Below are 24,449 nucleotides of genomic sequence, written 5' to 3' on the forward strand. Positions count from 1 at the left end.
CTGCCAAAAAAATCTCCCCGTTCCTCAGTATTAGGAAATCGGGGAGTTTAACGTTTAACAAAAATAAGTAGGAGTTAGTCGATCGCCTACTTCATTTTATAAGTTACAGACACTGAGGAATTAACGCGCACGACAGGAGGGCTGAGCAGATCAACCCCTTGCAAAGCATAGGGATCTTGTAGACTTTGACTATCAGCCGCCGAAGGACAACCTGCGCCACCGTAATAGCCAAAAGTTGCCGATTCGGTAACAGCAGTTAGACTGCCGAGGGTAATACCTGCGGTTGCAGCTAGGGCATTAGAACGGCTGCGAGCATCTGCCATGGCTAGCCTGCGGGCTTCAGTTTCTAGGGCAGAGCAATTATTGGTAAAGTAGCCAACTTGTGCACCGCCCGTCGAGAACTTACTGTTTTTTGAAGCAGCCGTATTAGCGGCTGCGACTAGAGCTTGCACGTTATCTTGCGTAGGCTTATCGAGTTTTACTCGAACTCTAAAGCCACCTGAGGCATTAGGGTCGGCAGTTGCTTCAATATTCTCGGCGATCGCTCCAGCAGCAAGCAGGGCATCAACCACAGGCTTCATATCAGCGGCTGTTGCAGTGGGAGGAGGAGGGGGAGGCATGTTGGGGTTTTCAGAAGGCTGAGGATAGTAGTTACTGTAGTAGTTCAAGTACATCACAGCCACGTCAGCAGGTGCAGTAGCTAAGCCCGACCCAACAGCGGTTACGCCAGCCGGTAAAGTAAAGGCTTGAGCAATTTGTTGGCTAGGGGCTACCTCAGAAGTTTGAGGAACGCCAGCCGATGCTTGAGCCATTCCAACCATCCACAGGCTAGCTGTCACAGCAGCAGCGCTAAAAATGTGGAGTTTCGACATAAGTTTTCCTCGTGTTGTTCATTGACAGGTGTCTGTTGTGCTGATTTTCTAAAGAAAAGGCAATTTGTAGGTCACCAATTAGAGATTCAGCCAATAACCGCGATTTCCCTGAAGCTTAAAGATTATTCAAATAGTGTACGTTTGCACAGCATTACTCTTTGAGGGTCAGGTTCAGTTTCACACGTGTAACGGTATCACAAGTTTTTAATCACGAAGTCTGTAATTTCTACAGTTATAGGACTGACGCAAAAGAGATCTCCAACCTCTTAAAAAGAGGCTTTTGAGATTGCCTCTTTCTTGAGGAGGGTTAGGGAGAATATCAAGTTGTAGTTGCCAGTGCGTCAGTCCTAAGTACAATAAGACCTAAATATTAAGGCTCTGATCCTTGAACCTTCTGCCCTAAGCGAGGCTCGGTACCAGCAATAAGGCGCTGTAGGTTAGCTTGATGTCGCCAAATAACAAATAGTCCTCCTGCGATCGCCAGTCCTTGAAAAGGCAGCGGCTGTTGCAGTCCGACCATTAGCCCTATTGCCGCCAACGCTGCTGCAATTGAACTGAGCGAAACAATCCTCGAAATTGCCAGCGTCACAGCGAACGCAGCGAGAGAGCCTAAGCCAACGGGCAGAGCCATTGCCAATAATAGTCCTAAGCCAGTCGCCACCGATTTACCGCCAGAAAAGTTGAGCCAAATGGAGCGGCTGTGTCCTAAAAGAACAGCTAGACCAGAAAGGGTAACGGCATAGGGAAGCCATGATTGCAAGTTGACCTCGGCAGGAATTATGGAAGCAATCATTGGGAGTTCATACGCCAGCCTGGTCAAAGCGATCGCTGCCGCCCCTTTCAATACATCAATTAGCAGTACTACAATTGCCGGAATTTTGCCCACCGTTCTTAATACGTTGGTTGCGCCTGTGGATTTTGAGCCATGCTCTCGAATATCGATACCTTTAACAATGCGACCTGCCAGATAGCCCGTCGGCAGTGAGCCCAGGAGATAGGCACCCAATCCAACCATCACACAAAAGCCAAGCCAAACCGCCATACTGAATATATCCTTTTCTAGTACACCCATTCTTTTCTAGTACACCATTGGACTCATGGGGTCGGAAGCAAACGCCAGCCACAGTGGAAATTGTAATAGCGCTAAATTAATGAATCCCTCTGACTCGTCAATGATGATAATGGGGAGTTGCTTCTGCTTCAACAACCGTTCTGCCCGTTGTACCAAAGGTTCGGGCGCTTCAAATAGCACAATACCCTGTTCAGAACCAAAGTCGGTACGAGAAACGCCCAGGCAATCTTGAAGTCCTCGTCGCCATTCTCCCAAGCGTTCGGGAGAATCGCCTAAGACTAAAACCCGGACGCGATCGCCATACAAATCCCGCAGCACCGAAATCACGGCTGAGGCGACTAAAATATTTTGCAACCGAGAACCCAAAGACTTTAAGGAGCCTCGTCCTCCTTGGGTAAAAAACCAATTTGAAACGCGATCGGCATGAATCGGTTCAAACGTACGCCGCAACTGCCAGGGCTGCCCATAGTAATCAGGCATCATCCGATATTGATCTAATAGTTTATTAATCTGCTTAGTTTGCTCTTGGAGATTACTTTCAGCAAATTTAGGAACTAGCGCTTCCCCCATTCCAGCTTTGGCATCCGATCGCGCCCCTGCCCTAGACTCAGATCGCGCATCCGATCGCGCATCCGATCGAATCTCTTCCCGGCTCCCCGATCGCGCTCCTCTACGAAGTTCTGGCTCTGGGGCAGAAGTCAGTTGCAACTGCTCGGCAGAGGTCGCCAAATCTTGTAAGCTGCCCACCAAGTAATCTTTAAATCCTTGCACTCGAATGGCGAGGTCTTGAGATACACCTGCGAAGCTAGTTTTCATTTCGTTGCGAACTCGCTCTTGCCGTCGTTCTAGTTGCTCAACAGCGATCTGTAGCTTCTGCTTGCGTTGCTCTAGCTCACTCAGGCTTTCTTGGACAACTCGCCCTAACGCCATTTGTGTCTCGGCAACTTGCTTTTGCAGCATGGCATTGTACGAAGCTTGCAGCGAGGCAATATCCTGTTGCAGTTTTTTCTCCTGCTGCCGCAGTTCAGCAATACGGGTTTCTAACTCATTTACTTCATCATTCATGGGTGCAGCACTAACGGGAAACAGGGCAACGCTGTTCTAAGCAGGTTCTCAACATTTTTGCATCAAACAAAATGGGCAGAAAATGAATGCTTTTCACTTCCTTAAAGTAGAAGAGAACGGGGACATTGAACCAAAAGATTTGCCAGTTTTGCCAATCCTGGTAAGGAAATTGACGCAGTAAAGATTCGCCCCGGTAAATGTCGAGCGCTGTTTCGGTGAAGCAAAGGCGTAAAGTAACGGCTTGAATCAGCAGAAACAACGCAAAAAGAGCGATCGCTCCACCCACCCAAGCATTTAGGAAAAAGAGCGGTAGAGCTACCAATATTAACGTGATAGGAATTGCGTAACTCGGCGCTAGCTGCACGTCGCTAGAAAGGCTGCTGGGAGTAGTAGTCATGGGCGATCGGTGTCCACAAAAATGGATAAGGGCTGCTTGTATTTTAAGGGGCTAACGCGCGGAGGGCACTACATATTCAGAGAAGAACCTCCTGTGCCTTGGAACATTAACCAGGAAAGAAAAAAATTGGTAATAAAAATAGATAGCAGGGCAGTCACCACAGCCGTTGTTGTCGATTGCCCCACGCCCTTAGCCCCACCCGTTGTGGTTAAACCCCAGCTAGTGCCAATGATGGCAATAAGAATCCCAAAAACAGCGCCCTTAATCATAGCGCTTGCCATATCCCAAGGGGTCAGAAAGTTCCGTGCAGAGTCAAGAAATACGTTATTGGAAATGTCGTACAGGCTATCGGCAATAAAAACGCCGCCAATCATCCCAGTGGTAAAGGACAAGACCGTTAGTAGAGGCTGCATTAGGCAACAGGCAATGACCCGAGGGATAACTAAGTAATCAATTGGATCAGTCTTCAGCATATACAGAGCATCAACTTGCTCAGTCACTTGCATTGTGCCAATTTCGGCGGCGAATGCCGAGCCAACGCGACCTGCCAGCACTACAGCAGTCAAAATTGGAGCCAACTCACGGGCAAGAGCGATCGCCAACACGCCCCCCACAGCAGAACCTGCGCCCAAATTAATAAACTCCCGCGACACTTGAATTGTAAAAACCATGCCCACTGAAGCTGACATTAACAATGCCACCAGCAGAGACTCAGGGCCCACCGCCACCATTTGTTCCATCGTATTGCGCCAATGAATCTTGCCGCGTATTAAATGAACAATCACTTGCCCAGCCAGCAAAATAGCTGCAACTAGTCTGCGGCTCCATGCCTTTAAACCAAAACTCCGAGTCTGTTCGCTCAATCGCTCCGTACCTCTGGTTTCATAGGTCTGAGAAAATTGTTTTTTATCTTAATTTAAGATTCCTGTCATGTTTTTCCTAGTCAAGCGATCACCTTTTATGCTTATAAGATGATTATCCCACTCGATCATTCGCCAGACAGCGATCGCATTGACCTATGAGCATTCTGCCTAATTTACTGCGTTCCCTTTTATTAACTAGCATTTTTAGCTTCTTGGCTCCTGTCCTGTTAATTGGGACAATCTTAGCAAGTCTGGCACTGCTCGGATATGTTCCAGGGTTAGAGGTTTTTGGCAAGGCAGGGTTAGAACAAGTAGCACAGTTCTTAAAAGTATTTGGTAGCACCAGCGCACTACGAGGGCTGGTCACGATCGGGATTGCCTGTAGCGTCGTTGGCATTCTATTTGATGCTTATACTTTTTATCGCTATCAAAACCTGAGAGATTGAGACAAAAAAGGGATCGCGTTATGCCGCAACCCCTTCTATACCTTTTATAACAGACGAAGAGCGAATCAAAAATTACATCAAGCCAATCTGAGATAGGATACCTTGACCTGTTAAGAACTCAGTAGCTACACCAATCACGAAGCCCATCATCGCAAGACGACCGTTCCAAGTTTCAGCGAAATTTGTAAAACCAACTTTGGGAGTTTCTTGAGTTTGCATGACTGAATAACCTCTATTTGACATCAACCTGTATGTGAATAAATGTAACACAAAATTTCAATTTGTTGCAACAATGCGTGAGCTATGCGCCTCAATTTTTCAATGGTTCCCATCCGGTTCCCTGGTAGTTAGAGGGAAAGCTATGAGGATGAAGGATTTCAGCCAAAATTTCTAAAGAGTCCACGAGTCGGTATCCGGGTCGATTAAAGTACTGATTGCCGTCAGTAATGTAAACCTGCCCAGTTTGTACTGCCCTTAAACTTGACCATTGGTGATGGCGGCTTAACAATTCAGCATCCTGGCGAGTGCGCTGCAAGTCGTAGCCACAGGGCATAAAAACGATTACCTCTGGGTTAGCTTCCATCATCTGCTCCCATTGCAGCCAGGGCGAGTGCTGCCCAACAACCCCGAACAGCGATCGCCCTCCTGCCAATTCCACTAGCTCTGGTATCCAGTTACCCGCCGCCATCAGCGGGTCGCTCCACTCAATGCAAGCTACTGTAGGTCGATGCTTTAAGCTCTGCGTTACCTGCGTACAAGCTTTGACTCGTTGCTGAAGTGCCGCCAGTTGATCGACTGCACTCACGCCCAGCGCCACCGCTACCCGCTCAATATCTGCCCACACGTCCGCTAAAATATTAGGCTGAAGGGAGATGATTTGGGGCTGAATCCCTGTCAGTTGTGCCACTGCTTGCTCCACATCGCCCAGGCTCACCGCACAAACTTCGCACTGAGCCTGGGTCAGAATATGGGTAGGTTGTAATGGCTCTAGCACCTCGGTTTTAATGCGGTAAACGCTGAGCGCAGATTGCAGTAAATCAGTAACGCGCCCATGAATTTCGGCGCTGCTGCCTGTGGGATTGAATTTGGGTTCGGTGCAGATGGGCAGAGCTTTGACCGATTCGGGATAGTCGCATTCATGCGATCGCCCGACCAAGCGATCGGTCATGCCCAGGAATGCCACAATCTCGGTTGCACTCGGAATTAACGAAACAATTCGTGGAGAAGATTGAAGCATAGATTTCAGTTTCCTGTCGCTAATTCCGACTCGTTCTACTAGGGGCTTACTTCAGGTAGCAGCGGGGCGTAAACTGCCCGTGCAACCCATAAGGCACATGGTGCTTCAGCTTCAGCCGCGCGACCTCGCTCAAATCTTTTCCATTCAAAATCACTAACTCCGATCGCTCTGACTCGCCGTTGAATGCCAAAATCAACACCCAGCCATCATCTTCATTTTCAGAATTAACCGCAGCAGCCGATCGCGGCACAAAAATCGGTTCACCCGTAAAGCCGCGCGGTGCAAAGCTCCAGAGTTGGCGCGCTGCTTCGCAGATACCCCCAGAGTCGCCCGGTTGCAAGTCTATTTTCATAACTCCTTGCAATGGCGCATTTCCCGTAGAATCATGGGCGGCACCCAAGTAAGCATATCGGTAAGGACGACCCATTAGCTGGGGATGAATAACAGGGAATTCACAGCAGCGACTTTCCAAAAGCTGGCGTTCAATTTCGTTTGTCTTTAGGTTCAATTGAAAGCGCCAAAGCTGACCCGGTGATAACTCAGAAAACCGAACTTCTCGGTAGTCCTGATCTGGGTCAACGGCTGGAAAATTGGGGTAGCACACTGAGTCTACGTAAATCTTACCCTCTTGCTCAAAGGCGTTGGCATGGTGAAAGATAAAGCCCGATTTAACTGATAAGGTTTGCACCGCTCCGGGTTGCCGACGGGGAATAACTAGCACTTGCGTCGCTTGATTGGGCTGGAACTTGAGGCATTGCGCCGCCCCCCGGAACCCTAGCAAGAAGGGAACGGGATTAAAGACCATGGGGTTTTGGAAAAAGATGCAGTAGTTGGGCGTAATGGCAAAGTCATGAATGAAGGCAAACCCTGGCACAGAATGGGCGTGCTGCCGGATAACCTGACCTGCCAGATTTAGCTCGTAAATAGTGATGCTTGTAGAAAGTCCAGGCTTGATGGAAAAATTGACGAGGCAAGGTTCGCCGTTGTCTAACTCGCAAGCCACATCAATCCGAGGGTGGGCGGCAAAGGCATCGCCTGGGTTTAGCACACCACTTAAATTGTCGAGTCCTAATGTTTCTAAGGTGTAGGGATCAAGGCTGTGAGGCTCGGCGGCTTCCCAGAGTGCCCAGAGCTTATCGCCCCAGGGCAAAATGTTGGTATTAGCAATGTTTTTGAGGCGAAGATCAAATGTGTTGGCTAGCCAGCCTCCAGGCTTGGCAGTTCCGAAGACTCCCCGATAAAGAAATTTTCCAGCTTTTTGTTCTTCTTGATAATGCTGTGTCTGCACGTAGCGGTTGCGAAAGTGGGCACGACCGTCTTTGAAGGCGATCGCGCAAACCATGCCATCGCCATCAAACGGGTGATGCACAGGTTGTCCGTCCATCTCCAGTAAACCAGGGCCATTCCGAAAGAGGGTTCCGCTCAGATCGGGTGGAATTTCGCCCTCAGTTTCATCAATCCAATAGTCATATTCTTGAGGAAGCGATCGGTAGCCTTTGCGCCAGTCTTGGAGGGTATAGGAAGGGCTGTCGGAAACTTCGGTTGTGGGACGAGTGCCCAGTTGAGGAATTTGCATAGTGGGCGATCGTACTTTTTAGATTCAGAGCTTTTTAGATTCAGAGCTAGGCGCTCCGGTCAATAAATCCCGGAACATCTACCAGTATTATTTGAACAATTTGAATAAAAAAGCTAACCTTAACTAGTTGCTCGTTGATATCGTTGTACTCGGCTATAAACTCCTTGGCGGTCCATGTTTCTGATAAGGAACTGACTCGGTAGGCAAAGATGGCGTGTCGAGATTCAAGGCAACTGGTTTGAACTTCATTAGCCAGATCTCTAAGTACCTCAGTTTGGGCGATCGCAGAGCGATCGAGAGGGTTACGTCTCAACAGACTCACTCGCTCCTCACTCACTTTTCTTCTAAGATTCTCTGCCCATTCCCCTAACCGATTAACCGAATGCTCTAAGTCAGCAATCCGATTTTCAATATCGCTTTGGGTAAAGCTCACTTCACTCGAAGAGTTTTCCGAAAAAATTGCCCCTCTTAACTCTAAAGCCGTCTGTAAAGATTCAGAGAGACCTTGGCATTCCATGAACACAGATCCCACTATTAAGGCATTCTCAAATTGAGTGCTGTGTAACTGAGTACGACTAAAGTCAGTGGCACTAAAGTTGGCATTACGCAAATCTGCACCCTGCATTTGTGCTCCATTGAGATCGCAGCCATCCCCATGAACTCGTTGAAGGGAAGCATGGCTCAGATTGACTTCAGTCAGGTTGGCATTCCCTAAATCTGCCCCGTCTAACTTGGCTTGGGTAAAGTTGGCTCCGCGCGCGTAAGCACCTCTCATATCAGCGCAACGTAAATTGGTATCTGCAAGATTTGCTCCACTTAATTGAGCACCCCTTAAATCAACCCGTCCAAGATGCGCGTGACACAACTTTGCACCGGTTAGGTTAGCACCGCGTAAATCCGCTCCTTCTAGGTACGCAGACTCCAGCTCAGCGTCATTCAATTTGGCAATACGAATGCTAGCGTTCGTTAGCTTGGCACGATTGAGCCTTGCCCCAATCAAAATGGTTCCTCGAAGGCTGGCTCTATCCAACCTGGCATCAGTGAGGTTAGCCTGACTTAAATTCGCTCTGTTGAGGGAAGCGCCTCGCAGATCTGCCCCACTCAAGTCTGCGCCACTGAGGTTGTAGCCACTCAGATCACCACCCATGAAGCTTATCCGTCTGAGATCGGCATTCACTAAGTCTTCGGAGGGATCTAACCCTGCAGCAATGACTAACTCGTTCAGATGATTAGCTTCTGAAACAAGTTGCACAAAGCGCTGAATCTTTTCGCACATATCTTTTTGTTAGAAGTCACCCCAGATTTAAGTATTTTAATCAGGCAATTGGGAAGCTAGCGGCAAGATTTTAGAGGATAAGGGCATGAAATTGTCAATTCTTTACTTAAGTTGCTTTGATCGCCCATAATCACATGACTTTGGTCAAAAGTCAAAGCCTCAAGGGTTGAAAAATTGAATGAAGCAACAAGCAGATTACGTGCTTTTAACTCATTTATTACGCAAAATTTTATCTGTTTTTATTTAATTTATGAGGTTGACATACACAAAAAATGTGTGTAACGTAGATACTACTGAAGCTAAACTAAAGCCAAACAGACTTATAGCTTCCGTAAAAACACCGTAATTCAAGTTTAGGAGGTTCCTGCCATGCAAACTAAAGCCTTCCGAGGGGTTACGAGAGCACTGATGCAAATTTTACCTACGGGACAGGAGGGAGACCAGCGTGATGTTCAGGCTGTTGTCTTTGAGCTTATTCCTGCCAACTGCACAGGCTATATCAAATTTCAAGGCACTTTGTGGCGTGCACGGTGTTCTCAGTCAATTAGTCTTGAGCCTGGGATGCTGGTGCGAGTGCTCGATCGCAAGAATCTCACGCTTGTCGTGGAACCGTCTCGTTCTGTTTCGTCTTTCAAGTTCACTGCTCAGCCCAGACCTTATGTTGATAGTTAACAAATAATGGTTAGCAAAGATTTTCAAAATAGAAGCTTCTAATTCTGGCAATCTCAGCTAATAAGCCTTTGCCCCACACCCCAAAATTTGAGGTGTGGGGCAAAAGGTCTGATCTAGCTAGGCTTCAATCGATCGAGAACTTAATCTTTGTGTGTTAATTAGAAAAAGCTTTGTTGGGATATGCACAAATTGTATATAAAAAGGGCATAATCGATATACATAAGGTGCTCTAGCTGACAGCAATGTATCCAATTGGGATGGCAATCTATCTAGGGTGAATCTTTATGGCTGTTCATTTTGTAAATTAGCTGCCCCAGCGAATCTGTGCATCGGGTGGTGTTGAACTCAAGGAGTGTCATGTCTGATGTCTAGTCCGCAAATTCCTAAATCCAAGAAACGTCTTAATCTTGACCTGACTCCTGAAGCCTATGAGTTGCTTCAGAAGTTATCCGACGAATCTGGAAAGAATATGGCAGAGGTGCTTCGTACAGGGTTAGCTCTGTACGGAATAGCTCAAGGAGAAAAGGATAAAGGTCATAGTTTAGCAATTGTCGAGACGGAAACAAATAAAGTAGTGACTAGAATTGTCACTACATAAATTTTGTCCCTAGTCTTGAACTTAGTCTATGGAGCTCACATGTCTGCCGATCGCTTTCAGAACTTTGATTATTCTTCAGGCGATCGGCGTTTGTCCTCCTAGTTGCCTGCCTAAATCTGTGAAGAAGCTGTGAAGAAATCAATGATGTTCATCCCTACACTTCCGTCACCAGTTCCTTCTCAGCCGTCACCAGCTTTGTTTCTAAAATAGGGATAGAAGCCTGAGGCAACGCTCCGTCGTTCTGTGCTTCATCGGCACCAGGTAACCACCCAATCAAGGGCAACGGTAACAGGGTTGTTAGATTAGTAATCACCACTACTATCCAAAGATTCGTGAAGTTTGTCTCATCCACACCCAGCCAATGCATCAGCAATGCACCTGACTCATAGGACAAAAATCCTGCCAGATTATAAATTGACATTAATAACGCAAACAACGTTGCTTCTACACCAGGCGGACAAAGCCGAGCCGCCAGAACTAACACAGGCATGAACGCGATTTGCCCCATAACTGTCAAAATCAAGCTATCGCCCAGACTAAACCACTGGTCGTCAATACCGATCGCCCGGTTAGCATGAGTAACCAATAACAGTGTCGTCATGCCTAACACTGCTGAGATAATCGTACTCCAACCAAAAATAACGCGGAAGGGTACAGCTTTGAGAAAGCGCTGGAACACCCAAATTCCTAGCAAAGCAGCAACACTAGTAACCAGCCGAATTCGACCTAAAAACTCTGGCTGAAAGCCAAGTTCGTTGGTAGAGAAGAAGAAGAAAGCAGAGTCGGCAGTGGGGGTTGCTTGCCATAGAAACATGAATGCAGTGGGCATCCAAATAGACTTTTGGGTAATGGCTCCGCGCAGTTGCTTCACCTGATGTTTAATTGCCGACCAATCGTAAGGTTCAGTAACTTTTGCCTCGACAATGAGCCAGGCGATCAGCGAAACAATTAAGGGAAAGGTCGCTGTAATTTCAAAGACGACCTGGCTAGTGAAGTGCTGGAGCAGGAACCCGCTAAAGTAGGCAGTTGTCAATCCCCCGATCGCCGAGGCACCCCAAGTTAGGGACTGAAGCGAGCCAGCGTCCCGAACAGATTCAGAGCGAGCCCGTTCGACTACTAAAGAATCTACAATGACATCGCTAACAGCGACAGATAAAGAGCTAAGAGCGATCGCCAAAGTAGCAGCCCAAGCCGTATGCACGACTGTTGCCATCATGAGCCAGGCAGCAGTGCCCAGTAAACCTGACAAAATTAAGTAAGGACGACGACGGTAGCCGAAAATGGGTAGACCATCAGATATGAAACCAAACAGGGGTTTCACCATCCAAGGCAAAGCCGCAATGCCCATCAAGGCAGATACCTCTGCCGGACTCAGGTGCAACTCATCTTTTAGAAAGAAGCTGACCGCCAAACGTGCCAAGCCCAAAATTCCTTGAACAAAATAAACCATTAGAATGGCAATCAGTTCTGGGTTGGGTTCATTTCCGAAGAAAACTTTTTCCGTTAGAAACGTTTTGAACTTTGAGCCTGAGGAAGTGATAGCCATTCGGGTTTAATTCATTAAGAAATATCAAGTTCTTAACATGATAACTCCCTGAGTCTTTCTGTCGAGAGCCCTTATGCAATTAAGATGTCTGTGTTTGCTAAATTCGTCACGTTTATCAAATTAGCGAGAGCGCCGTTACCGTCAGCAGTACCAAAGCCAGCAGTAGCACCGTTAGGGTTATAGTACAGATTGCCAGAGCTTCTGCTGAAAACGATGCGAGCAGCACTGGTAGAGGCTTGACCATCATTGGCAACTGTTTGAAATTCTGTAGCACCCAGTAGCGTGCCGCTAGGGCTGCTGATTCCAAAGGTTTGACGGGAGAGGACAATTAAATCGGTGCCCCGTACAAAGTCAGTAATGGTATCTGTGCCTGTTTCAGGCGTAGACGATTGTCCTCCATAGGTAAAGCGATCAGAGTCAGCGCCGCCAGTCAGTATGTCGTTGCCATTACCACCAATCAGTTCATCTGCACCTGCACCCCCGTTGAGGATATTATTGCTGGCATTGCCAATCAGTTGGTTTGCCAGTTCATTGCCTGTGCCAGAAGTGGCGATGCCAGTTAGCATCAGGTTTTCAAAATTTGCTCCCAAAGTGAAGTCTACAGATGCCTCTACCGTATCTATTCCTTGGCTAGCAGACTCAATGAGAGTATCGCCCTGGTTATCAACGATGTAGCGATCGTTCCCTAATCCGCCACTCATAATGTCGCCATCTAAACCGCCATCCAGCGTATCATCGCCTGCCCCTCCAAAAAGGCGATCGCCCCCTGATAACCCCCGCAAGAGATTATTCGCCCCGTTCCCTGTGAGGGTGTTATTGAACCGATTGCCTGTGGCATTGAGGATATCGGTGCCAGTTAGGGTCAGGTTTTCTAGATTAGCAGTGAGCTTGTAGCTGACAGAAGATTGAACCGTATCAATGCCCTGGTCACGGCGTTCGCGGATCACATCGCCTACATTGTCCACAACATAAGTATCATCGCCCAAACCGCCAACCAACTGATCTGCACCCTTACCCCCGTCTAATAAATCATTGCCCTCGCCGCCCCTCAGTAGGTCACTGCCCTCGCCACCGCTGAGGGTGTCGTCGCCCTTGCCACCATCGATAACATCATTGCCAAACCCGCCCTTCACCAGGTCAACGCCATCGCCACCGTCCAGGCGATCGTTACCCGACAACCCCAATAAGCGGTCATCACCGACTAGTCCCAAAATCTCGTCATCGCCTACCGTGCCCCTTAAAATGTCGTTACCAACTGTGCCCCGAATCTTAGCCATGGGTAGAAGCCTCCTAAAGTTCTCAATGAAGTTGCATTTTGCTGTAATAGACCCATAGACTGTAGAGAGAGACAGAAAGTTTCCATTCCCCTCTCAAATTTGGTTAATCCAGGTAGAATAGACTTCTGTAACAACATCTCAACAATTTATTGCAACTTACGGAGAGTATTAACAGTGGCAGTCGAGACGATTGAACAGCGTTCAACAGCTCGTAAAATAGCTCCTCGGTATAAGGTCTTGTTACACAACGACGATTTCAACTCTATGGAGTACGTGGTGCAGGTCTTGATGCAAACGGTAGCAAGCATTACCCAACCTCAAGCCGTCAGCATCATGATGGAAGCGCATACGAATGGAATTGCGCTCGTCATTACCTGTGTGCAAGAGCATGCTGAATTTTATAGCGAGACATTGAACAATAATGGGCTAATCAGTACGATCGAGCCGGACGAATAGGTTAGAAACTTGAAATCTCAATTTGCGGCTTTAGCCAAGTATCCAGCACCCGTTAGAATTCTGACGTTTTTGTTAGTGTTGGTGTTCCTATGGCTGCCTGTTGCTGCCCCGATCGCCTTAGTTGTGCGGGATGCAAATGCCCTTACCCTGCTAACGATGCCCTTGCTTTTTGTCGAGTTCTTAGTTCTGATTCGGCTTTGGGGAAGGTGGGTACACCAAGACGCTCGAGTATTCAAAAACTATGGATTGGTCTTATCGCAGCAAAATGGTAAGGAATGTTTAATTGGGTTGGGGCTAGGATTCTTTAGCTTAATGCTGCTGTTTGCGGTGCAGGGCTGGCTGGGTTGGCTAGCGTGGCAGCCTCCGACTCACTCTCTCCTCATGCTGGTTTTAGCAGGTATTGCGGTGGGTTTAGGGACGGGTTTTGCCGAGGAGCTTGTGTTTCGCGGTTGGATGCTAGACGAACTTCAGAGGGACTTTACGCCCAGGACTGCCCTTTGGTCGAGTAGCGTCATTTTTGCAGCTTTACATTTTATTAAGCCCCTGCCTGAAGTGGTTCGGACTTCGCCCCAGTTTTTTGGATTAGTGCTGTTGGGCTTGGCACTAGTTTGGGCAAAGCAATCGACCCGAACCTTAGTCTGGTCAGTTAGCTCGTTGTGCCATCATCAGGGGCGGTTAGGGCTGCCAATTGGTCTGCATGGCGGTTTGGTATTTGGGTATTACGTCGTTAATGTAGGCAACCTGGTAGCGTATTCAGGACGAGTTCCAGAATGGGTCACAGGGTTAAACGGAAACCCTTTAGCTGGTGGGACAGGATTGATTTTTCTGGGGGCGATCGCGCTCTACATGCGTCAACGCTTCCTGCAAGCGCAAACCAGCTAATTTTCCCCCTGGGAAGCTGCTTGCCCACTGGTAGAGAACCCGTTATTTCTGCTATCGTAGCCCTCATAGATTATCCTCAACCCGTGCCGACCCATGGCGAACAAGATTGCTTCCAATTCCCTTCCCCCTGCGGTTCAACGAGTCTCTAGTTCATTTCGGATGGCAGGCTGGGTCAGTTTCTGGGCGCAAATTATTTTGGCAGCAATTTCGGGAGCCGTTCTAGCTTTTGCTGGATTGAGCCGGGGCGGAGCGTCGCAAACCGGAACGCCAACCAATCCCGGCGTGGGGGGAGGCATTTTTTTTGCAGTCTGCGGTTTAGTGGCTCTCTTTATAGGTGCCTACTTTGCGTTTAGCTATACTCGCCTTGCCCGTAAGCTGAAAACCCCAGATGCTCAAGCTAGACCTAAACCCGGCGATTTAATTAGAATATTGCGCCTGGGTCTGCTAGTGAATTTGCTGGGAACACTGCTGACGCTGCTGGGCGCTCAGGCGATCGTCGGTGCCTTGCTCGTTAAATCTTTGTCACAGGTTGGCGGTATTTTCTCTGGAAATCTTTCAAAATTTGTTACGCCTTTAGATGTGTTCTTGGTTCAAGCAAACATCAATACACTCATGGCGCATTTTATAGGTGTAATTGCTACGCTTTGGCTTATTCAAGTGATGAATCGCAAAGGTTAAGAATCTTCCAGGTGCTAGTCTCTGCGCTACACGGGGCAATATAGAACAGTTCTTTGGCTTCTGCGTCCTTAGCCGTTCTCCCCTGTGTTTCTATGGAAGCTTCTTCGCATCTGCCGGCTACCCTTGATTGTGAACCTCTTGATTATGAATCTGTTCGCATTGTTGAAGCTTCGACTTGGACTAATACGATCGATACAACCCCGCCCTCACCTGCAATTCTGACTTCATCGGCCTTAAGTACGCCTACTTCCAGCACTCTCACGACTCGCAAAGGCTCCTGTTCAACTTTCCTGGCACCCCTCACTCAAGACACCTTTAAACAGGTCGTTACAGATGTTGAGAGTAAGCTTCAAGTGGTGAATCAAACGCTGTCGATGTTGGACAGCGTGTTGGACTCTCAGGGATTTGATGCCATTCTCAATGAGATGTTGCGATCGATCACTCTCAAAACTGGAGAATTGCTCAACGCCGATCGCACCACCATTTTTCTAGTTGATGAAGAGAAAGATGAACTCTGGTCAATTGTGGCTAAAGATGACAACGGCAGCCATCTGGAACTGCGGTTTCCCCTATCAGTCGGCATTGCGGGCGAAGCAGCAACCCAGCGCAAAGTCGTTAATATTCCCTACGACTTTTATGACGATCCACGATCGCAGGCAGCCCAGGAGTTCGATCGTAAAAATCATTACCGCACCTACACAATGCTGGCAATGCCCTTACTCAACGAAGCAGGCAGCTTAGTCGCAGTAGTGCAACTGATCAATAAACTCAAGCTCAACTCACATTCTAAAGCCGTCCTTGAAGACAAAATTGATCTTGCTGGGTTTACCGCTCACGATGAACAGGTTTTCTGTGACTTCGCGCCCTCAATTCGGCTGATTCTAGAATCTTCTCGCTCGTTTTACAAAGCAACGCAGCAGCAGCGAGCCGCTTCAGCCTTGATGAAAGCAACGAAGGCACTGAGCCAGAGCGGACTTGATCTAGAGGAAACTTTAGGGAAAGTCATGGATGAGGCGAAGGAATTAATGCAAGCCGATCGCAGCACACTCTGGCTATTAGACTGCGATCGCCACCAGCTTTGGACAAAGCTGCCCATCAATAATACCCTTCAAGAAATTCGTATTCCCATGGATGCCGGATTTGCTGGACAAGTTGCCACTACTGGAGAACCTGTCCTGATTCCCTTCGACCTTTATGAACATGTCAATGCCGAAACCGCCAGAGAAACCGATCAAAAAACGGGCTATCGGACTTGCAGTATGTTGTGTATGCCCGTGTTCAATGCGGCTGGCGAACTGATCGCCGTCACCCAACTCATTAACAAGCGCCGCCAAGGTGAATTTCCTCCCTACGACCCCGCCACTTACCCCGAAGCGCCGGAATGCTGGAGAGCCAGCTTTAACCGTAACGATCAGGAATTCATGAAGGCGTTTAACATTCAGGCGGGGGTAGCCCTGCAAAACGCCAAATTGTTTGCCATGGTGAAGCAACAAGAGCAAATGCAGCGAGACATTTTACGATCACTTTCCAACGGTGTAATTTCTACGGACAAAGAAGGCAAAATTATTGCTGCCAACGAAAGCGCCAAAAAGCTGTTGGGGTTAAATGCCAACGATCCTATTAAAGGAAAATCTGTAACAGATCTAATTCGCCTGGAAAAGGGTGAGTTCTATAAATGGTTTCAAACTGCGATCGCCGCTAAAGACGCAATTAGCCGCAACCAATATTATCCTGACCAAACCTTGCTTCCAGTTAAGGGCATAGAACAGCACAGCATTCACTTATCCATCAACACGATCGCCGATTCTAACGACGAGCAGAAAGTGTCTGGAGCGCTAGTAGTCATGGACGATATTAGCGATGCCAAACGGCTTAAAAGTACCATGTATCGCTATATGTCTCAAGAGCTAGCAGAGCAGTTGTTGAGTAGTGGACAAACGAATTTGGGGGGCGATCGCAAAGATGTAACCGTCCTATTTTCTGACATTCGTAGCTATACCACGCTGACTGAAACCATGGCAGCCGAGGATGTTGTCGCCATGCTGAACGAATATTTTGAAACCATGGTAGAGGCAGTTTTCAACTTTAAAGGAACGCTAGATAAATACATTGGCGATGCCATTATGGCGGTGTTTGGTTCACCCTTAGCACTGGATGATCATGCTTGGATGGCAGTGCAGTCCTCGATAGAAATGCGTCACCGGTTATCAATTTTTAACGCCTCTCGCACCAATAAAGAACAAATCAAAATTGGTATGGGAATTAACTCTGACAGCGTGATTAGTGGCAACATTGGCTGTAGTAAGCGCATGGAGTTTACCGCAATTGGCGATGGTGTTAACCTGGGCTCTCGTTTAGAAAGCGCCAGTAAACAGTACGGCTGCGACATTGTGCTGAGCGAATCTACTTACCGTCCTTGTGCCGATCGCGTTTGGGCAAGGGAGCTAGATTGGATTCGGGTGAAGGGGAAAAATCAGCCCGTCAGCGTCTATGAATTAGTAGGACTACAGCCAGACCCGATCGCCGATCAAAAGAAATGGGCGATCGATCTCTATCACGAAGGGCGATCGCATTATCTCAATCGCAAATTCACCAGCGCCATGACTTCGTTTGGCAGAATACTAGAAGAAATTGACAATCACGACAAACCCTCTGTCATGCATCTGCAACGCTGTCAGCATTGGCTCAGCCATCCGCCCACCGACGAACAGTGGCAAGAGGGCGTATGGACAATGACGGAGAAGTAAAGATTTTTAGAATTCTGCGCTCAAAGGAAACCGGGGAAACGGAATTACGTCTCGGATATTCTGCATCCCCGTCATAAACTGTACCAGTCGCTCAAACCCTAGCCCAAACCCTGCATGGGGCACAGTGCCATAACGCCGCAAGTCCATATACCACCATAGTTCTTCCTGTGGAATATTTCGTTCTTGCATCCGACGTTCTAACATATCTAAACGTTCTTCCCGCTGAGAACCGCCTACGATTTCGCCAATCTTAGGTGCCAGAATATCCATTGCACTCACCGTTCTTTGATCATCATTCAAGCGCATATAAAATGCTTTAATATCAGCAGGATAATCAGTGACAATGACTGGCTTCTTAAAGAGTTCTTCAGCTAGGTAACGCTCGTGTTCTGACTGCAGATCTAAACCCCAGGAAACAGGATATTCAAACGTCCGATCGCTCTTCTCCAGTAGGGCGATCGCCTCAGTATAGGTAATCCGTCCAAACTCACTACTAATAATATTCTCTGCGGTTTGCAACACCGAATCATCAATGCGTTGATTAAAAAATTCCATGTCTTCTGGGCAAGTTTCCATCACGTGTTTAAATACGTACTTTAGAAACGCCTCTGCCAGTTCCATATTGCCTTCTAACGCACAAAACGCCATCTCAGGTTCCACCATCCAAAACTCTGCTAGATGGCGAGACGTATTAGAATTTTCAGCACGGAAGGTGGGCCCAAACGTGTAGACATTGGTGAAAGACAACGCCATAATTTCTGCCTCAAGCTGACCACTGACCGTCAGGTAAGCAGGCTTGCCAAAAAAGTCTTTACCGTAGTCAACCTCTTGGCTTCCAGTTTGCGGGACTTTTTTTAAATCTAGCGTCGTGACTGCAAACAGTTCTCCTGCGCCTTCGGCATCGCTAGCAGTAATAATGGGCGTGTGTATCCACAAAAAGTCCTGCTCTTGAAAAAAGTTGTGAATGGCAGTAGCGCAGGCATTACGCACCCTAAAAACGGCTCCCAGAGAGTTAGTGCGCGATCGCAAATGCCCAATAGTCCTTAAAAACTCAAACGAATGCCGTTTCTTTTGCAGTGGATACGTCTCCGGATCAGCGCCCCCATAAACCGTAACTGAGGTAGCTCTCAGTTCCACTCGCTGCCCCTTCCCCAAAGACGGAGCCAATACCCCAGAAATCTCGACCGATGCACCTGTATTAAGCTGCCGAATGACATTGTTGTAATTTGGCAAGTCTTGATTCACTACCACCTGCAAGCCTGCCAACGAAGAGCCATCGTTTACCTCAACAAAGGAAAACTCTTTTTGCTCGCGCTTGGTGCGCACCCAAGCCTGAACCATCACAGTTTCGTCAGGTTGTCCGTTTCTAAGAAGGTCGAGAATGCGGCGGGTCATCATAGGAAGCTAGAGAAGTGACACTTACAGGTCAGTTTAACTTAAGCTTGTCATAGGAAAGCGATCGCCACTTGAACCCTAATGACCATGAGTAGGACAAGGCGGAGCAGAAATAGAGCGATCGAGCCAGCCCACCGATTGCTGAAGTCGTTCCAAAGCCTCTGGCGGTTGATCCTTGAGCAGATAGAGGAGCGCCATTGCAGTCTGTTCTGCCGCTCTAGCTTTGCGGTTCGCCTTCAGTTGATGCCAGTCAGAAGGGGCGATCGCCAACCGTTCTGCCAATGCCTGTGCCAGTTCTACCGTGCTTAGTTCTGCCACGGGCTGCGATGCATCAACCCCTTTTGGAATAAATGATGGCACCAGAGGGAAGTTTACTGAGCGATCGGGGGTAATTTTTTGGGTAAAGTCAGCCATAATCGATTATCAATTGCGCTACTGGTGATTCGCTACAGCCGCCCTGGCTGCCCGCTTCTCTACTCTACACTGCCCATCCTTAATCATCCCAATGTCACCCCAAACGTCCTCTCCTGGTTCCGACGATGCCTCTTCCCACGACCTAGAGGGAATGGATTTTGAGCAAACCCTGCAAGAATTTGAGCGATCGCTCCTGCTGCTCAAGGCTCGATATGCTCAAGTTCAATCTGACCAGCAAATTCAGCAAGACCTCAAACAAGAACTAACCCAAGTCCAGCAACACGTCTTGCAGAGTCGCTCTAAAAAAAGACAAATTGAACTCAAGCGCGAATTAAAACAACTTAAGGCGCGCCTAGAAGAAACAGAGTTGGCATTGGAAAGTCAGCTATTTTCTTGGGGCGGTTTGAGAGAAGTGTTTTGGCAAGCAGTTCGGTTTGGCGGACTGGGTGTAGTGATTGGGTGGTTGCTAAAAGGTTGGGCAGAATGATGCTCAAAATGATTAATCTCGTAGAGTATAGAAACAAGTCAGGATTTATTAGGAGTTGCCCTCTGTGCTTAACCTTCGCAAAAGCTATGTTTTAGATGAAAATCATAAGGCGATCGCCGTCCAAATTCCCATTGAAGAATTTGAACAGATTGAGGAGATCCTAGAAAATCATGGTTTGGTCAGTTTGATTTCGGAAAACGACGAGAGCGAAAGGCTCCCCAAAACTGAAGCCCTAGCTTACTACCAATCGATCAAAGAGGCTCATGTGGACAGTTGAGTATACTCGGAAATTTTTGAAGGAACTCGCAGCCTTACCTCCTGATATTCAAACCCGAGTTGAGCCTATTGTTTTTGAGACTCTTGAGTCAGCAAATCCTTTTGAATTAGGCTGCCTAGAGAAAATGAAGGGCTATCCTGATAAATACAAAATTCGTCTTGGCGACTATCGAATTGGCATTACGCTGGATAAGAGAAGTTATTTGCTCAGTACTTTCGCTCCTGCGGCTCAAACATATTAATCGTCACGGGCATATGACGAATATCAACGCCAGCAGACGAGTAGTAAGCCAGGGTATGTTTGAGGCAATTAACATCGTCTCGCTCGGTGTAGTCTTCACGGCAATGGGCACCTCGGCTTTCCTTACGGTTCAGCGCTCCAGTAAGGATCATCTCGCCCACAATCAGTAGACTTTGCAGTTCTAGCGCTTCAATCAATTCGGTGTTCCAGCTTTTAGCTTTATCATCCAGATAAATTTGCTGTGCCTGCTGCCGAATTTCTTGAAGTTTGGCTAAGCCTTCCTGCATGAGGCTTTCATTACGGAATACGCCACAATACTCTGTCATGCAGTCTTGGAACGTTTGGCGGATCTGGGCAATGCGGTATTGTCCGGGTTGGTTAATTAAGCCTTGAATTTGCTGCTGGGCTTCGGTGAGATAGCGTTGCTCGTTGATTTCGGGGAGCTTGCGGGTTTGGATGTACTGGGCGATCGCCCGTCCCGTTCTTCTGCCATACACCACGCATTCCAACAGCGAATTACTGCCCAACCGATTCGCGCCATGCACCGACACACAAGCCGCCTCGCCTGCTGCAAAGAATCCTTCCACAAATCCGTCGGCACTGCTGCGCACTCGTCCATCCGTATTGGTGGGAATGCCGCCCATGGAATAGTGAATGGTGGGGCGGACGGGCATTGGCTGGGTCACGGCATCAATGCCAACTAAGCGATGGGCTTCTTCCCAACAGAAGGGCACGCGGCTCATGATTTTTTCTTTACCCATGTGCCGTAAGTCGAGGTAAATGAAAGGACCTCCGGCGCTGCCATCTAGATTGACTCCGCGTCCGGCGCGAATTTCGCGGGTGATGGCGCGGGAAGTGATGTCACGCGGGGCAAGTTCCATGCGGCTAGGGGCGTAGGTTGCCATAAAGCGATCGCCCTCGCTGTTAATTAAATATGCGCCCTCGCCGCGCACTGCTTCGGAAATTAATACGCCGACAGGATATAACCCAGTAGGATGAAACTGGACAAACTCCATATCTTCCAGCGGCAATCCGGCGATCGCGGTCATTGCCAACCCATCGCCCGTAGAGGCATAGTCATTCGATGTCGTGTTGTAGACCCGCCCGTATCCACCCGTGGCAAACATCACCGCCTTTGCCCGCACCACTTCCACCCGCTGATCCAAAATGTGGAACATCACCAAGCCCTTTGCCTGTCCTTCTTCTAGGATCAAGCGCATGACATACCACTCGTCGTAAATCTTGACTCCATAGCGCCTGAGATTACTGACCAACTCGTGCAAAATGGCATGACCTGTTTTATCAGCAGCGTAACAGGTGCGATTGTGAGAATGCCCTCCAAAAGCTCGCTGCGCAATGCGTCCATCGGGCAACCGCGAGAACAACACGCCCATGTGCTCTAGCTCAATCACCACATCGGGGGCTTCCTGCGTCAGGATGGCGACTGCATCTTGGTCGGCAAGATAATCTGAGCCTTTCACTGTATCAAAAGCATGGGCTTCCCAAGTATCGGTCGCATCAACATTTTTTAGTGTGGCTGCCATACCGCCCTGAGCCGCAACCGAGTGGGAGCGGATGGGATGGGTTTTAGCGACGATCGCCACACTGAACTGAGGGTTACTTTTAGCAATTTCCAACGCCGCCCTCGATCCTGCCAACCCGCCACCCACAATCATTACGTCATGCTCAATCATAGTTCAGCCGCTCGTGCCTGCAAATTGCCACTCCTTTTATAGTGATGCAAATCCAAGGGAAGCAGGAAAAAATAGTGAAGTTCTTTAGAAAGAAGCGCCTATCTTCACGTCCATTTGGAGCACAGCGTCGTATATCTGATTGTTGCGCTCCATTGAGATATGGTTACTTTTTCTACAGAGCTAAAAGATACCAGTTTGCAGTTGTTCAAGGATTATCAGCAGAGCCGCTCTGTTGAAATTCGGAATCGGTTAGTGATGCTGAATTTGGGCTGCGTTCGTAAAGAGGCTTATCACTGGGCAGGTCGATCCACAGAGAGCTATGAGGATTTGGTTCAGGTCGGTTGCTTGGGCTTAATTCGGGCGATCGAGCGATTTGATTTATCCCAAGGCTACGCCCTAACGACGTTTGCCGTTCCCTATATTCAGGGAGACATTCGGCATCACTTGCGCGATCGCCAAAGCCTAGTGCGAATTCCTCGACGTTGGCAATCACTGCAATTTCAATCTAATCAAATAACTCAACAGTTCCAAATTCAGCAGCACCGCCCGCCAACAGATACTGAAGTTTCGAGGGCACTCGGTATTTCTCTAGGCGAATGGCGATCGATCAAACTAGCAAAGCAGAATCGTGTGCCCTTAAGCTTAGATCGACCGATGGAAGAAGGCGATTGTTCTCTGCAAGATTCATTATGCAACAGTTTAGAAAGTCAATGGGTACAGGAAGAACGACTCTGTTTACATCACGTTTTATCACAAATAGAAACTCAAACACGGAACGTTTTGGAGTTCGTTTTTGTACACGACTTAACTCAGCGAGAAACTGCCGAAAAGCTAGGAATCAGCATTATAACCGTGTCTCGCAGACTTAAAAAGGGCTTGCAGCTACTGAGGAACTTGATGGAGGGAATGGTGCTTTAAATGAGGTGACATTTAGCAGCAATCCAGTTTCTAGAGATTGACGTATATCCCTGCATGGGGGATACCTCATCAATGGAGATTAATTCTGCAATCGCTTTAAGGAGACCTGCTCATGGTGACTCGGCTGAGGTCTATCCTCACAAAAACAGCATTTGCCTGTGGTGTTGCGTTTATGGCTTTGGGCTTAACAACTGCCGTTAGCCCAAACAAAATTCAAGCATCGGATCACGACGATGGTGATATTGATGTTAGAAGTCGGGCGCTAAGTCTGACTGATTTATATGTGTTTCGTGAAAAAGATCAAAATCCTGCGGCAGCGGAAGATGATCTAATTCTGGTCATGAATACTAATCCGCGATCGCTCGCTAGACAACAGTATTTCTTCAGTTCCGAAGCCCGCTACGAATTCAAAATGTCCCGGACAGCCAATATTAACGGCGTGCCCACAGGCAATCCTGATATGACGCTGCGGGTCACCTTCAGTCCGCCTCAAGGTGCTAACAGACAGCAACGGATGACCCTGACCCTTCTGGAAAGAGGGAAACAGCCTATGGTGATTAACCGCACTCAGGATAATCGTCCTATTGTGACAACTTCCCTTGTTAATGCAGATACTCCGGCGATTAATCAAGTCGCCATCAAGGGGCGGAATGTCTCGGTGTTTGCAGGGCTACGGGAAGACCCGTTTTTCTTTGATGTCGAGCAATTTTTTAGGGTGCGATCGGGGCTTTTGGGGCGGGGTCCTGCGGTTGGATTTCGATCGCCTGATCAGGCGCTAGACTTCACCAAGGGCTACAACGTCAACACTATTGTCATGCGTGTTCCTCGAAAGCTATTGCAATCTGGAACCAACACAACCACATTTGACACTTGGTTGACGATTTCAGTTCAAGATCCTCGAACGAAACAGTTTATGCAAACCGAGCAAATAGCGCGACCCGGAATTAACGAAGCGCTGCTGTTCACCCAGGGCAACCTAGCTGCTTACAACCGCAGTCAGCCCAGTCGTAGCGTTCCGCCTGTGGTGGCTAGAGAAGTCACTACGGTGCTGACAGCGTTGGGTAACAGCCCTGAACGTACAACCGCATTGATCGGGGCGTTTATACCCGATGTCATGCGAATTGACACGACAGGGCCGAGTGGATTTGCCAACGCCTTGAACACTCTGGGTGCTCCGGTGCGCGGACGGATGCTTAAAGATGATGTGATTGATATTGCTCTAAGCGTTCTGACGAATGGTGCAGTAACGACTGACAACGTGTCCTATGATGGCGTGCCAGGTAATCCGGCTCAGGGTCATCAACCGTTAGCTACCTCGTTCCCTTATCTGGCTCCCGCAAACTAATCCTCTCGTTCCCAGGCTT

General features: G+C 48.2%; 26 protein-coding genes. 12 read left to right on the top strand and 14 right to left on the bottom strand.

The window, feature by feature from the left end; genetic code table 11:
- Positions 1–86 precede the first annotated feature (86 nt).
- The 5 genes from KME11_16095 to KME11_16115 all read right to left on the bottom strand — a co-directional run bounded on the left by KME11_16095 (position 87) and on the right by KME11_16115 (position 4,269).
- On the bottom strand, positions 87–872 hold the full coding sequence (locus KME11_16095; GenBank protein MBW4516731.1) for an SIMPL domain-containing protein: 786 nt from the start codon (positions 870–872) through the stop codon (positions 87–89).
- Positions 873–1,242: 370 nt separating this feature from the next.
- Complete coding sequence (plsY, locus tag KME11_16100) at positions 1,243–1,914, bottom strand: glycerol-3-phosphate 1-O-acyltransferase PlsY (GenBank protein MBW4516732.1); 672 nt, start codon at positions 1,912–1,914, stop codon at positions 1,243–1,245.
- 36 nt (positions 1,915–1,950) lie between these two features.
- A complete protein-coding gene (locus KME11_16105; GenBank protein MBW4516733.1) occupies positions 1,951–3,009 on the bottom strand; it encodes a DUF3086 domain-containing protein in 1,059 nt (352 codons plus the stop codon).
- A gap of 10 nt (positions 3,010–3,019) precedes the next feature.
- Positions 3,020–3,406 carry a DUF3119 family protein gene (locus KME11_16110; GenBank protein ID MBW4516734.1) on the bottom strand — a complete coding sequence of 129 codons (387 nt, stop codon included), beginning with the start codon at positions 3,404–3,406 and terminating at the stop codon, positions 3,020–3,022.
- 68 nt (positions 3,407–3,474) lie between these two features.
- Complete coding sequence (locus tag KME11_16115) at positions 3,475–4,269, bottom strand: MlaE family lipid ABC transporter permease subunit (GenBank protein MBW4516735.1); 795 nt, start codon at positions 4,267–4,269, stop codon at positions 3,475–3,477.
- A 155-nt stretch (positions 4,270–4,424) separates the two neighbouring features.
- Here KME11_16115 and KME11_16120 point away from each other — a divergent pair, with 155 nt between their 5' ends.
- A complete protein-coding gene (locus KME11_16120; protein MBW4516736.1) occupies positions 4,425–4,715 on the top strand; it encodes a hypothetical protein in 291 nt (96 codons plus the stop codon).
- Positions 4,716–4,787: 72 nt separating this feature from the next.
- Here the strand turns inward: KME11_16120 and KME11_16125 are convergent, their stop codons facing one another.
- The 4 genes from KME11_16125 to KME11_16140 form a co-directional block, all read right to left on the bottom strand.
- Positions 4,788–4,934 (bottom strand): high light inducible protein, encoded by a 147-nt coding sequence (locus KME11_16125; protein ID MBW4516737.1) that lies wholly within the window; start codon positions 4,932–4,934, stop codon positions 4,788–4,790.
- 91 nt (positions 4,935–5,025) lie between these two features.
- The gene (locus tag KME11_16130; GenBank protein ID MBW4516738.1) at positions 5,026–5,952 is read right to left on the bottom strand and encodes a cobalamin-binding protein; all 927 of its coding nucleotides are present in this window, start codon (positions 5,950–5,952) and stop codon (positions 5,026–5,028) included.
- A gap of 46 nt (positions 5,953–5,998) precedes the next feature.
- The gene (locus KME11_16135; protein MBW4516739.1) at positions 5,999–7,528 is read right to left on the bottom strand and encodes a carotenoid oxygenase family protein; all 1,530 of its coding nucleotides are present in this window, start codon (positions 7,526–7,528) and stop codon (positions 5,999–6,001) included.
- 46 nt (positions 7,529–7,574) lie between these two features.
- Positions 7,575–8,804, bottom strand: a complete 1,230-nt coding sequence (locus KME11_16140) for a pentapeptide repeat-containing protein (GenBank protein MBW4516740.1) — start codon at positions 8,802–8,804, stop codon at positions 7,575–7,577.
- Between the two features lie 369 nt (positions 8,805–9,173).
- Between KME11_16140 and KME11_16145 the strand changes: the two genes are divergently transcribed.
- A complete protein-coding gene (locus KME11_16145) occupies positions 9,174–9,476 on the top strand; it encodes an NfeD family protein (GenBank protein ID MBW4516741.1) in 303 nt (100 codons plus the stop codon).
- Between the two features lie 364 nt (positions 9,477–9,840).
- Complete coding sequence (locus KME11_16150) at positions 9,841–10,074, top strand: hypothetical protein (GenBank protein ID MBW4516742.1); 234 nt, start codon at positions 9,841–9,843, stop codon at positions 10,072–10,074.
- 154 nt (positions 10,075–10,228) lie between these two features.
- Here KME11_16150 and KME11_16155 read toward each other — a convergent pair whose 3' ends face one another.
- Together KME11_16155 and KME11_16160 are read right to left on the bottom strand one after the other, a co-directional pair.
- On the bottom strand, positions 10,229–11,620 hold the full coding sequence (locus KME11_16155; protein MBW4516743.1) for a folate/biopterin family MFS transporter: 1,392 nt from the start codon (positions 11,618–11,620) through the stop codon (positions 10,229–10,231).
- A gap of 71 nt (positions 11,621–11,691) precedes the next feature.
- The gene (locus KME11_16160; GenBank protein ID MBW4516744.1) at positions 11,692–12,897 is read right to left on the bottom strand and encodes a calcium-binding protein; all 1,206 of its coding nucleotides are present in this window, start codon (positions 12,895–12,897) and stop codon (positions 11,692–11,694) included.
- Positions 12,898–13,071: 174 nt separating this feature from the next.
- On the opposite strand from KME11_16160, the gene clpS reads away from it, so the two are divergent.
- The 4 genes from clpS (at position 13,072) to KME11_16180 (ending at position 17,660) form a co-directional block, all read left to right on the top strand.
- The gene (gene clpS / locus KME11_16165; protein ID MBW4516745.1) at positions 13,072–13,353 is read left to right on the top strand and encodes an ATP-dependent Clp protease adapter ClpS; all 282 of its coding nucleotides are present in this window, start codon (positions 13,072–13,074) and stop codon (positions 13,351–13,353) included.
- 9 nt (positions 13,354–13,362) lie between these two features.
- Positions 13,363–14,235, top strand: a complete 873-nt coding sequence (locus KME11_16170; protein MBW4516746.1) for a CPBP family intramembrane metalloprotease — start codon at positions 13,363–13,365, stop codon at positions 14,233–14,235.
- Positions 14,236–14,328: 93 nt separating this feature from the next.
- Complete coding sequence (locus KME11_16175) at positions 14,329–14,913, top strand: DUF3611 family protein (GenBank protein MBW4516747.1); 585 nt, start codon at positions 14,329–14,331, stop codon at positions 14,911–14,913.
- A gap of 92 nt (positions 14,914–15,005) precedes the next feature.
- Positions 15,006–17,660, top strand: a complete 2,655-nt coding sequence (locus KME11_16180) for a GAF domain-containing protein (GenBank protein ID MBW4516748.1) — start codon at positions 15,006–15,008, stop codon at positions 17,658–17,660.
- Between the two features lie 6 nt (positions 17,661–17,666).
- On the opposite strand, the gene asnS is transcribed toward KME11_16180, so the two are convergent.
- A complete protein-coding gene (gene asnS, locus KME11_16185) occupies positions 17,667–19,058 on the bottom strand; it encodes an asparagine--tRNA ligase (protein ID MBW4516749.1) in 1,392 nt (463 codons plus the stop codon).
- Between the two features lie 75 nt (positions 19,059–19,133).
- Positions 19,134–19,403 carry a hypothetical protein gene (locus KME11_16190; GenBank protein MBW4516750.1) on the bottom strand — a complete coding sequence of 90 codons (270 nt, stop codon included), beginning with the start codon at positions 19,401–19,403 and terminating at the stop codon, positions 19,134–19,136.
- Between the two features lie 217 nt (positions 19,404–19,620).
- Between KME11_16190 and KME11_16195 the strand changes: the two genes are divergently transcribed.
- The 3 genes from KME11_16195 to KME11_16205 all read left to right on the top strand — a co-directional run bounded on the left by KME11_16195 (position 19,621) and on the right by KME11_16205 (position 20,474).
- On the top strand, positions 19,621–19,956 hold the full coding sequence (locus tag KME11_16195) for a hypothetical protein (protein MBW4516751.1): 336 nt from the start codon (positions 19,621–19,623) through the stop codon (positions 19,954–19,956).
- Positions 19,957–20,020: 64 nt separating this feature from the next.
- Positions 20,021–20,233, top strand: a complete 213-nt coding sequence (locus tag KME11_16200) for a hypothetical protein (GenBank protein MBW4516752.1) — start codon at positions 20,021–20,023, stop codon at positions 20,231–20,233.
- Positions 20,220–20,474 carry a type II toxin-antitoxin system RelE/ParE family toxin gene (locus tag KME11_16205; GenBank protein MBW4516753.1) on the top strand — a complete coding sequence of 85 codons (255 nt, stop codon included), beginning with the start codon at positions 20,220–20,222 and terminating at the stop codon, positions 20,472–20,474. The genes KME11_16200 and KME11_16205 overlap by 14 nt, the downstream gene beginning before the upstream one ends.
- Here the strand turns inward: KME11_16205 and KME11_16210 are convergent.
- On the bottom strand, positions 20,440–22,167 hold the full coding sequence (locus KME11_16210; GenBank protein MBW4516754.1) for a succinate dehydrogenase/fumarate reductase flavoprotein subunit: 1,728 nt from the start codon (positions 22,165–22,167) through the stop codon (positions 20,440–20,442). The two genes, KME11_16205 and KME11_16210, sit on opposite strands and share 35 nt — an antisense overlap.
- Before the next feature lie 159 nt (positions 22,168–22,326).
- On the opposite strand from KME11_16210, the gene KME11_16215 reads away from it, so the two are divergent.
- Both KME11_16215 and KME11_16220 read left to right on the top strand, forming a co-directional pair.
- Complete coding sequence (locus KME11_16215) at positions 22,327–23,085, top strand: sigma-70 family RNA polymerase sigma factor (protein ID MBW4516755.1); 759 nt, start codon at positions 22,327–22,329, stop codon at positions 23,083–23,085.
- A 112-nt stretch (positions 23,086–23,197) separates the two neighbouring features.
- Positions 23,198–24,430 carry a DUF4331 domain-containing protein gene (locus KME11_16220; GenBank protein MBW4516756.1) on the top strand — a complete coding sequence of 411 codons (1,233 nt, stop codon included), beginning with the start codon at positions 23,198–23,200 and terminating at the stop codon, positions 24,428–24,430.
- Positions 24,431–24,449 lie beyond the last annotated feature (19 nt).

Source organism: Timaviella obliquedivisa GSE-PSE-MK23-08B, assembly GCA_019358855.1.
In the GTDB taxonomy this organism is placed as follows: domain Bacteria; phylum Cyanobacteriota; class Cyanobacteriia; order Elainellales; family Elainellaceae; genus Timaviella; species Timaviella obliquedivisa.

Coding starts and splice junctions, on each gene's coding strand:
- KME11_16135 (MBW4516739.1), bottom strand. CDS start 7,528: ATGCAAATTCCTCAACTGGGCACTCGTCCCACAACCGAAGTTTCCGAC.
- KME11_16150 (MBW4516742.1), top strand. CDS start 9,841: ATGTCTAGTCCGCAAATTCCTAAATCCAAGAAACGTCTTAATCTTGAC.
- KME11_16195 (MBW4516751.1), top strand. CDS start 19,621: ATGGATTTTGAGCAAACCCTGCAAGAATTTGAGCGATCGCTCCTGCTG.
- KME11_16215 (MBW4516755.1), top strand. CDS start 22,327: ATGGTTACTTTTTCTACAGAGCTAAAAGATACCAGTTTGCAGTTGTTC.
- KME11_16120 (MBW4516736.1), top strand. CDS start 4,425: ATGAGCATTCTGCCTAATTTACTGCGTTCCCTTTTATTAACTAGCATT.
- KME11_16175 (MBW4516747.1), top strand. CDS start 14,329: ATGGCGAACAAGATTGCTTCCAATTCCCTTCCCCCTGCGGTTCAACGA.
- KME11_16105 (MBW4516733.1), bottom strand. CDS start 3,009: ATGAATGATGAAGTAAATGAGTTAGAAACCCGTATTGCTGAACTGCGG.
- KME11_16145 (MBW4516741.1), top strand. CDS start 9,174: ATGCAAACTAAAGCCTTCCGAGGGGTTACGAGAGCACTGATGCAAATT.
- KME11_16160 (MBW4516744.1), bottom strand. CDS start 12,897: ATGGCTAAGATTCGGGGCACAGTTGGTAACGACATTTTAAGGGGCACG.
- KME11_16210 (MBW4516754.1), bottom strand. CDS start 22,167: ATGATTGAGCATGACGTAATGATTGTGGGTGGCGGGTTGGCAGGATCG.
- KME11_16095 (MBW4516731.1), bottom strand. CDS start 872: ATGTCGAAACTCCACATTTTTAGCGCTGCTGCTGTGACAGCTAGCCTG.
- KME11_16140 (MBW4516740.1), bottom strand. CDS start 8,804: ATGTGCGAAAAGATTCAGCGCTTTGTGCAACTTGTTTCAGAAGCTAAT.
- KME11_16110 (MBW4516734.1), bottom strand. CDS start 3,406: ATGACTACTACTCCCAGCAGCCTTTCTAGCGACGTGCAGCTAGCGCCG.
- asnS (MBW4516749.1), bottom strand. CDS start 19,058: ATGATGACCCGCCGCATTCTCGACCTTCTTAGAAACGGACAACCTGAC.
- KME11_16220 (MBW4516756.1), top strand. CDS start 23,198: ATGGTGACTCGGCTGAGGTCTATCCTCACAAAAACAGCATTTGCCTGT.
- KME11_16125 (MBW4516737.1), bottom strand. CDS start 4,934: ATGCAAACTCAAGAAACTCCCAAAGTTGGTTTTACAAATTTCGCTGAA.
- KME11_16180 (MBW4516748.1), top strand. CDS start 15,006: ATGGAAGCTTCTTCGCATCTGCCGGCTACCCTTGATTGTGAACCTCTT.
- KME11_16130 (MBW4516738.1), bottom strand. CDS start 5,952: ATGCTTCAATCTTCTCCACGAATTGTTTCGTTAATTCCGAGTGCAACC.
- KME11_16205 (MBW4516753.1), top strand. CDS start 20,220: ATGTGGACAGTTGAGTATACTCGGAAATTTTTGAAGGAACTCGCAGCC.
- plsY (MBW4516732.1), bottom strand. CDS start 1,914: ATGGCGGTTTGGCTTGGCTTTTGTGTGATGGTTGGATTGGGTGCCTAT.
- KME11_16155 (MBW4516743.1), bottom strand. CDS start 11,620: ATGGCTATCACTTCCTCAGGCTCAAAGTTCAAAACGTTTCTAACGGAA.